This is a genomic window from Mycobacterium sp. (genome assembly GCF_044342925.1).
Classification (GTDB): domain Bacteria; phylum Actinomycetota; class Actinomycetes; order Mycobacteriales; family Mycobacteriaceae; genus Mycobacterium.
Genome location: NZ_JBIIOV010000148.1, coordinates 1 through 8,340, shown reverse-complemented (window position 1 = coordinate 8,340; position 8,340 = coordinate 1). Strand labels below are relative to the sequence as shown.

Below are 8,340 nucleotides of genomic sequence, written 5' to 3'. Positions count from 1 at the left end.
GCGCTTCGGGTTGTCCGGCGCGGTGTGGTCCGGTGATGAGGACCGGGCGATGCGGGTGGCCCGCCGGATCTACACCGGCCAGATCGACGTCAACGGCGGCGCATTCAACCCCTACGCTCCGTTCGGCGGGGTCGGCGCCTCCGGGCTCGGCCGCGAGTTGGGCATGCACGGCCTGGAGGAGTTCTTCTACGTCAAGTCCATTCAGCGCTGACGCGACAAGGTCAGCTCGGTTGGGTCAGCTCGGTTGGGTCAGCTCGGTTGGGTGACGAAGTCGATCAGTTCTTCGACCCGGCCGATGAGGTCAGGTTCCAGGTCTGTCCAGTCACGGACTGACCCACGGATGCGCTGCCAGGCGCGGGCTATGTCGGCGTGAGAGCGATGCGGCAAGCCCAGCGCCTGGCAGATTCCGGCTTTCCACTCGACGTTGCGGGGGATCACCGGCCATGCGGCCAGGCCTACCCGGGCCGGCTTGACCGCCTGCCAGATGTCGACGAACGGGTGGCCGACCACCAGCGTGTGCTCCCCACCCGGGCCGCGCCGGACCGCCTCGGCGATGCGGGCCTCTTTGGAACCGGGAACCAGGTGGTCGACCAGCACTCCGAGACGCCGGGCGGGGCCAGGCCGAAACGAGCGGACGATCTCGGTCAGGTCGTCGATGCCGCCGAGGTATTCCACAACGACGCCTTCGACGCGAAGGTCGTCGCCCCAGACCTGCTCGACCAGTTCGGCGTCGTGCCGGCCTTCGACGTAGATGCGCCCGGCCAGCGCCACCCGTGCCCGGCTATCGGCGACCTTGACCGAACCGGACGCCGTGCGCTGCGGTGCGGCGGGCGCTGTGCGGCGCGGGGCGGTGAGGATCACCGGGCTGCCGTCGACGAGAAAGCCGGGGCCCAACGGGAACACCCGTACCCGACCGTGCCGGTCCTCCAGTTCGACGCGGCCGCCCTCGATCCGGATGACCGCACCGACGAAGCCGGATTGCGGGTCCTCCACCACCAGCCCGTAGTCGGCGCAGCACTCCACCGAGCGGGGCCTGCGGGGTTGGTGCGGGTTGTCGGCGAGCACGTCAGCGCCATAGCGATCGGCCACCCGGCGATCCTAGGGAGCGTTCGGTACGCCGCGCGGCAACCTGACCGGCGGGTCGGCGCCCGGTACGCTTTCGGGCGATGAAATCGCACGTCACGCTCACCTTCGCGGTCCTGGCCGTGAGCTCGCTGTCGGCATGCTCGGGCGCCGCCGAGCCCGCCGGTTCTGCCACGGCGACCGCGGCCACCTCGACGACGGTCGCGACCCAGCCGGCGCCGATGGTGGGCGCAACGACGGAGTGCACCAAGGAGGCTCTCGCCGAGCCTGCAACCGCCGCCGCCCGGGCGCTGGGGCCGGACAACCTCTACACCGTCGAGGAACTGAGCTGCGCCGACGGCTGGGCGGTGACCGCGGGCATGCTGTCCAGCCGGGACACCCCGTCGATGGGGGCGCCCACCTCGTTCGTGTTCGAGCAGGAGGACCAGTTCTGGGTGGTGCAGGACAAGCGCGTGGTGTGCGGCACGGATCCCGTCACGACGACCCCGCCCGCGGACGCCGAGATCCCCGCCGCACTCTTCCTGGCCGGCTGCGCCGCAGGCTGAGCGCATGGAGAACCTCAACCGCCGAGACGTGCTCAAGTTCGGCAGCGGTCTGGGCCTTGTGGCGCTGGGGGTTTCGGCCGCACCGGCGGTGACGTCTGCCTCTCCGCCCGCCTCTCCCCCGGCCGTGTCCGGCGTGATGCTCTGCCGGGATGCCTGGGGCGCGCGCCCGGCCCGTCCCGGCGGACGCCCGCACACGATCGACCGCATGACCATTCATCACTCGGCCGTGGCGCTTCCGGACAACCGGGAGATCGCCGCGCGCCTGCGCCAGCACCAGCGCTACCACCAGGACGACAAAGGCTGGGTCGACATCGCCTATCACGCCGCTGTGGACCGCGAAGGCAACATTTTCGCGCTGCGCGATCCCGCCATCGCCGGCGACACCGCCACCGATTACGACACCACCGGGCATTTCCTGGTGCTGTGCGAAGGCAACTTCGACGAGGAGACCGTCACCGACGCCCAACTCAACGGTGCCGCCTTGGTGTGCGCTTGGGCCACAAGGCAATTCGGGATCACCACCGCCACTCTGGCCAGTCACCGTGAAGTCACGCCGGTGACGTCCTGCCCGGGCGGCGATCTGGAGGCGCATCTGGTCTCCGGGGATCTCAAGCGCCGGATCGACGATGTGCTGGCCTCCGGTTTCGCGTTGAGTTCGGGGTGCGGAGCCCCGGCCGAGCGCATCGTCGCCGATATTGAGGCCGGTCGGTAATCGACGTTCAGCCGGGTGGCCGTAGCATGACGGCGTTTATGACAGGGGAGGTTGAGATCGGTGGACTACAGCTGGCTCAGTCCGAGGGCGCAGGCCCGACCGGCCGGTGAGAAGGGCTGGGGCTCCTTTGCCACCGAGCCCATCCCGGCTGGCGAGACCGTCGCGGCCTTCGGCGGCTGGGTGGTGACTCTCGACGTGCTCCAGACCTTGAGCGAGGACCGTCTGAGCCGGTCGATTCAGGTCGACGCCGACCTGTACCTCGTCTCCGACGTGACGCCGGCGGCCGGGGACATGCTCAATCACTCCTGCGAGCCCAACTGCGGACTGCTCGGCCAGACGCTGCTGGTGGCGATGTGCGACATCGCCCCGGGTGAAGAATTGACCTTCGACTACGCGATGTGCGACGCCAGCGACTACGACGAGTTCCGCTGCCGGTGCGAGCAGCCGAACTGCCGGGGAATCGTCACCGGGTCGGATTGGCGCAGCCCGGACTTGCAGGAGAAGTACGCGGGCTGGTTTTCGCCCTACCTGGCCCGCCGGATCTCGGCGCTGCCGGCTCCGCCGGCTTAACTGCCGGCGGTTACGGCGTCGGACCCGAGACGCTGCAGCCACGCCTGACGCCAGGCTTCGGTGCGGGGTGCACGCCCTCGGGGGTCGATCCGGTCTCCCAGTGCTGAGGCTGTTCGGTGGTCGGGGTGGCCGGGGTGGCCGGGGTGGCCGGGGTGGCCGGGGTGCTGGGTGCCGGGTGATAGACCGTCGCCGGCGATCCCATGCCTGCCGAACCGACACCGCCCGCCGGTGCCGCGTAGTGCGGGAACCGGCGCGCCCGAAGTTCTCGCCCTTCCCGCTCAGCGGAGGACAGGTAGTTCTCCCAACGGGCCTGCATCGGCCGGATCAGGCCGCCGCCGACGCCGACTACCAGGATGCCGCCGATGGTGGCGAGCACGGCGACCAGAACCGGAAGCGTCACTGTGACGGCAATACCCATCTGGTTGGAGGGCGAGATACACGGCCACCGGGCCGCGGCATTGGCGCAGGGCGACCTGATCGCCACCGCGCACTGACGCTGGGCTGAACAACTCGCGCTATACCGCCAGCGTGCCCTCGACCGCCGCGGGATCGCCGGCGTGCGAGGCCGCGCGGATGGTCAGATCGCCGCTGTCCAGCGCGAAGCCGTCAGCGGTCCAATGCTGCAGTGGCCGGGTGGAGCAGTCGACGACACTCCGTCGGCTCTGCCCGGCCGCGACGTCCACCGATGCGAAACCGACAAGGTGGTGCACCGGGCGTCCCGTGTCCCCGGGGCGCACAGCGTAGATCTGCACCACATGCCGGCCGCGGCGGTCGCCGGTGTTGGTGACGGTCACCTCGGCGCTGAACCGCTCGCCCTCGACTGTGCCGACGGTGAGGTCGGACAGTGCGAAAGTGGTGTATCCCAAACCGAATCCGAGTGGGTAGGCGGCCGCAACACCGTCCCGGTCGAGTTTGCGTTGGCCCCACCACCGACCGTAGGTAACGGTGTCGGCGACCCAGTCCACCTCGGGGAGATCGCTCTGCCGACACGGGATCGCCAGTGGCAGCCGGCCCGCCGGTTCGGCGTCGCCGAGCAGAACGTCGGCGATCGCATGGCCGCCCTCCATGCCCGGGTACCAGGCCAGCAGCACCGCGGCGACGCGGTGTTGTTCTGTTGGGCGGTCCCACGGATCGAGCACGATGGTGCCGCCGCCGATTACCACCACGATCGTGCGATCGTTGACCTCCGCCACGGCCCGGATCAGGGCGACATCCTCGGCGCGCAGCCGTAGATCGCGGCGGTCACCGCCGAACTTCTTCAGCGCCGACGCCAGCCCGGCCAGCTTGACCAATGCCGCCGCCACCGGCCGGAAGCGTGCGATCCCGCCGAATAATCGGGTGGTCGCGGTGTCGACTCCGATCATGGACTCGCCTTCATCCTCCGACGACAGGCCGACCACGATCACGGCGGCGTCGGCCGCTCGGGCCGCCGCGACGGCCGGTTCGGCATCGACACCGGCGACGCGGATCAGCCTGTCCCCCAGTCTTTCCCGCAGCCCGTCGACAATGCTGACCGACGACGGCGGGGACACCAGCGACGAGCCGACGTCACCATGGTTGGGCTGGTCGGCCAGCGCGCCGAGCACCGCCAGGGTCGACAGTGACGACTCGACCAGCGGTAGCGCGGGCGCCCCCCGCACCGACTCGTTACGCAGCAGCACCGCCCCTCGCTGCGCCGCCTCCCGGGCCAGTTTCCGGTGCTGCTCCGAAGCGACCACCGTCGCGGGCGGATGCGGGTTCGCCCGCAGTGCGAGGCGGATCTGGGCGGCGAGTTGCCGGTGAGCGGCCTGTTCGACGTCGGCCCGCTTGAGCCTCCCGTCGGCCAGCGCCGCGGGCAGGGTGGCCGCGCGCTGCTGGCGAAACGGCATTTCCAGGTCCTGGCCGGCCACCACCGAGCCGACCGGGTCACGCAGTCCCCAGATGAAATCCGTCATCACGAACCCGGTGAATCCCCAGTCATCGCGCAGGATCTCGGTCAGCAGGTGGGCGTTCTGCCCGGCCCAGGTTCCGTTGACGGAGTTGTAGGCGCTCATCACACAATCGGCGCCGGCTTCGACGACGGACCGGAAGTGCGGCAGATACACCTCCCGCAGCACGTCTTCGGACACCCGGACGTCGACGCGGAACCGCGCTTCTTCCATCGAGTTCAGCGCGAAGTGCTTGACGCAGGACATCACCCAGGGCTTGGCCCCCTCGGCGGCGGCGGCTCCCATCGCCCCGAGCAGCAACGGGTCCTCCCCGTAGGACTCCTGGGCTCGACCCCAGCCCGGCGCGTAGGCGAGGTTGATGCAGATACCGGCCCAGATGTTGGCACCCTGGGCGCGCGCTTCGGCGCCGATCGCACCGGCGATTCGCCGCTCCAGATCCGGGTCCCACGTCGCCGCGCGAGCGATGGCCACCGGGAACGCGGTTGACGCCCCCAGGGTCACCCCGCGTGGGCCGTCGGTGAAGCGGATGCCCGGGATGCCCAGGCGGTCAATGCGGCCAGCCTCGAAGGGCACCTTGTTGTACCGCTGCGACATGCCGATCAGGCCGCGCAGGATCGTCAGGTCGCCGTCGAGCAGATACAGCAATTCCGCGTCAGTCAGCAGGCTTATCAGGCCGGACGCCGCCTGTTCGACGTCCTGCCGGCCCTGACGCACGGCGTCGACAGCGGTCGCGAACGCCGTACCGGGCGGGCAGACCGGGTCTGTGGCAGGCATCGGACTCCTCGACAACGACGATCGGCGTACGACAACAGTCGCACGCCGATCGCCGTTGGCGAGGGGTATCAACTGACGGTGGCGCCGACCTCCGCAGTCATCAGCCGGGCGAAGCGGTGAGCCATCGCCAGCGTCGTCAGCATGGGGTTGGCGAGGCTGGCGGTCGGGAAACCGCTGGCGTCGCCGATGTAAACCCCTGGGGTGTCGTGCAACTCACCATTGGGGTCGGCGACCGACGTCTCCGGGTCGGTGCCGAGCCGGCACGAGCTCATCTGGTGCGCACAGACGAGGCGGTGGCCGCCGCGAGCCTTCGGCATATTCTTCATTCTCTCGATGAACGCCTCGAGGTCCTCGCCGCGCCGCCACCGATCGAAGGTCTCTGACATCGGGATGATCTCGTCGGCACCCGCTGCGTGGTGCAGGCGGATCTGCGCCTCGAGGGACTGGTTGGCAACGCGCTCGTCGACGGGGTCGTTGAGCTCGTAACTGAGCACCGGTCTGCCGTTTTCGTCGATCGTGACGGAGCCCGACCCACGGTCGCGCGAGATTCCGACCCACATCGCCGCGTGGCCGAGACGGGCCATCGTCTCCTTGTGCTGGGTGAAAGACTCCCGCGCCACGCCGGTGCTGATGACGGCCGGCAGCCACTGGGCGTTCTGCAACAGGGTCCCGTAACCGTCCTCGATGTTGGCGAACGTGTCGACCTGCCCGACCATGGGGCCGCCCAACCATCCGCTCATCTGCTGCGGGTACAGCGCGAGGCAGGAAACGACCGGGTGCATGTGCAGGTTCTTACCGACGGCCGGTCCGCCGATGCCGGAGCGCAGCAGCAGGGCGGGCGAATTCGGTGAACCTCCCGCCACAACGACTTTCGGCGCCCTGACGGTCACCGCAGTCGTCGCGCCGGTCTGCGGATTGGTGTAGGTGGCCGCTACGCCGGCGCCTCGGCCGTCCTCGACCAGGACCCGGTCCGCGTGGCAGTTGACGATGATCCGACCGCCGACCTCGACGAGATCGCGCAGGTAGGTGGTACGCAGGTCGATCCTGGCCCCGGTACCGTCTCCGTAGCCCGTGTGACCGGCGGCCTCGAAACGGTAGTACCTCGGGTCGACGTTGCGGCTCAGCTTATGGAAGTTGTAGCCGAGCGCCTCGGCGCCGCGCTGCATTGCCTTGTGCGACTCGTTGTAGTCCGAACACCCGTCATTGACGCCCTGCCGTGTCCAGATGGCGTCCAGGTCCTCGTCAAATTCCGGGGTGGCGACGTCCTTCAAGCCGAATTCCTCGGCCCAGTGCTCGCGGACCCACGCCGGGGTGCGCAGGAAGTTCTGCCAGTTCAGCGTCGGGCCGCCGCCGAGGGTGCTCGCCGCCAGCGTCATCATGTTCGCCTTCGAGGTCAGCCAGGGACCGTTGTTCCAGAACAACTCGTTCAGGGCCTGCAGTTCGTAGCCGTTGAAATCGGCTTCGTTCTTGTTCGATCCGGCCTCGAGCACGACGACGTTCAGCCCCGCCTTGGCCAGCATGCCGGCGACCACGCCGCCGCCGGCCCCCGAGCCGACGACGCAGACGTCGGCGTCGATCGTCTCCGCCTCGCCAGTGGGAGTGTAGGTCGGCAGAGGATCGGGTCCGCGGCGCTCCCATTGCGGGGGCCCGTCGTAACCCCACTGCTTCCACGCCACATTGACTCCGGTATTCGGGTCGGGCCCGGAGTAGGAAATCATGGTGGTGAGCCCGACCAGCCCGCTGATGCCGGCTTCGGCCGCGTCGCTAGACGCCGCCACCGCGCTGAGCAGTTGTTCGCGCTCTTCCTGCGAACCGGTGGTGAACCCCTGCGCGTGCAGGCCGTCGAGCAGGCTCAGCATGCCGGCTTGCTGCTCCTCGGGCATCCCGGCGATCGCCTGCGCGACGGCGACATCAGCCCCTAGGCTGCTTCCGCTTGCCGCCCAGAAGCCGGTGGGATCGTCGTCCCGCGGCATGGCGGGTACGACAGTGTCGGCCAGTACCCGCAGCACTTCGCTGTGAGTCTCGGACAGTTGCATGGTCATTTGGCCCCCTACAGCCATGGTTGTAAATCCGGAAAAACCGGATTTTAGCTCCGACAACCCACGCCGATTGCTGATTTCGGCAAAGAATCGTTGGGGTCAGTTGGCGGAACTATCAGAGCTTGGCTGCCACCGCCGCGTTGATGGCCGCCTGCCACTTGGCCTGTGTGCCGGAGTCCAGCGCGACGATGTTGCCCATCTTGACCGTGCTGAGCGGGACACCGCTGAGGGTGTAGGTCTGGTTGTTGTTGACGATGCTGATCACCGTCGACCCGGACTTCTCACTGATGTCGAAGCTGGCGGGTCGCTTGGTCGGGAGTCTGCTCCTGCGATGGGGCCTGCGACGGCTGCCCGCGGTGTCCCCGGCCGGGTGCCGAGTGCCGTGAGCCCTGCGGTGCCGACGCATCGGTATCCGACGCCGAACCCTCTGATCCGCCGGTGTCGGCGGTGGCGATCCCGTATCCGCCCACCACGACACCCACTCCGAGCGCCACCGCCAGGGCTCCGATGCGACCGACGAACGTAGCCGAAGAATGCATGGCGGAGCCTCCTGGAGTCAGCCGTGACCGCCGACCCGCTCGCATGAGGCGGTGAGCGGAATCCGATGGGCGTCTGAGGAGACTACAAGTGTTGTCGTTATGACGGCAGGGTCAAAAGACCTTCCCGTTTCAGGCGAATCGCCTGTTGTA

At 68.7% G+C, this 8,340-nt stretch carries 10 protein-coding genes; 4 read left to right on the top strand and 6 right to left on the bottom strand.

The window, feature by feature from the left end; translation table 11 throughout:
* Positions 1-211, top strand: a 211-nt coding sequence (locus ADBZ6I_RS13990) for an aldehyde dehydrogenase family protein (RefSeq protein ID WP_526384831.1), incomplete at its 5' end; no start/stop codon positions are given.
* A 38-nt stretch (positions 212-249) separates the two neighbouring features.
* Here the strand turns inward: ADBZ6I_RS13990 and ADBZ6I_RS13985 are convergent.
* A complete protein-coding gene (locus ADBZ6I_RS13985; protein WP_526384829.1) occupies positions 250-1,089 on the bottom strand; it encodes a DUF3097 family protein in 840 nt (279 codons plus the stop codon).
* Between the two features lie 77 nt (positions 1,090-1,166).
* On the opposite strand from ADBZ6I_RS13985, the gene ADBZ6I_RS13980 reads away from it, so the two are divergent.
* From ADBZ6I_RS13980 to ADBZ6I_RS13970, 3 genes are read left to right on the top strand one after another with little or no spacing between them, the layout of a single operon-like run.
* Positions 1,167-1,628, top strand: a complete 462-nt coding sequence (locus ADBZ6I_RS13980) for a hypothetical protein (protein ID WP_526384827.1) — start codon at positions 1,167-1,169, stop codon at positions 1,626-1,628.
* Positions 1,629-1,632: 4 nt separating this feature from the next.
* The gene (locus ADBZ6I_RS13975; RefSeq protein WP_526384825.1) at positions 1,633-2,340 is read left to right on the top strand and encodes a peptidoglycan recognition protein family protein; all 708 of its coding nucleotides are present in this window, start codon (positions 1,633-1,635) and stop codon (positions 2,338-2,340) included.
* A 60-nt stretch (positions 2,341-2,400) separates the two neighbouring features.
* Positions 2,401-2,910 carry an SET domain-containing protein gene (locus tag ADBZ6I_RS13970; protein WP_526384823.1) on the top strand — a complete coding sequence of 170 codons (510 nt, stop codon included), beginning with the start codon at positions 2,401-2,403 and terminating at the stop codon, positions 2,908-2,910.
* A 10-nt stretch (positions 2,911-2,920) separates the two neighbouring features.
* On the opposite strand, the gene ADBZ6I_RS13965 is transcribed toward ADBZ6I_RS13970, so the two are convergent.
* The 5 genes from ADBZ6I_RS13965 to ADBZ6I_RS13945 form a co-directional block, all read right to left on the bottom strand.
* The gene (locus tag ADBZ6I_RS13965; protein WP_526384821.1) at positions 2,921-3,310 is read right to left on the bottom strand and encodes a hypothetical protein; all 390 of its coding nucleotides are present in this window, start codon (positions 3,308-3,310) and stop codon (positions 2,921-2,923) included.
* A 115-nt stretch (positions 3,311-3,425) separates the two neighbouring features.
* Complete coding sequence (locus tag ADBZ6I_RS13960; protein ID WP_526384819.1) at positions 3,426-5,612, bottom strand: glycoside hydrolase family 3 protein; 2,187 nt, start codon at positions 5,610-5,612, stop codon at positions 3,426-3,428.
* Between the two features lie 68 nt (positions 5,613-5,680).
* Positions 5,681-7,654 (bottom strand): GMC family oxidoreductase N-terminal domain-containing protein, encoded by a 1,974-nt coding sequence (locus ADBZ6I_RS13955; protein WP_526384817.1) that lies wholly within the window; start codon positions 7,652-7,654, stop codon positions 5,681-5,683.
* 112 nt (positions 7,655-7,766) lie between these two features.
* Positions 7,767-7,916: a hypothetical protein gene (locus ADBZ6I_RS13950; RefSeq protein WP_526384815.1), complete on the bottom strand. Its 150-nt coding sequence runs from the start codon at positions 7,914-7,916 to the stop codon at positions 7,767-7,769.
* 16 nt (positions 7,917-7,932) lie between these two features.
* Entirely contained in the window at positions 7,933-8,190 is a 258-nt protein-coding gene (locus tag ADBZ6I_RS13945) for a hypothetical protein (protein WP_526384813.1), read from the bottom strand.
* Between the last annotated feature and the right edge of the window lie 150 nt (positions 8,191-8,340).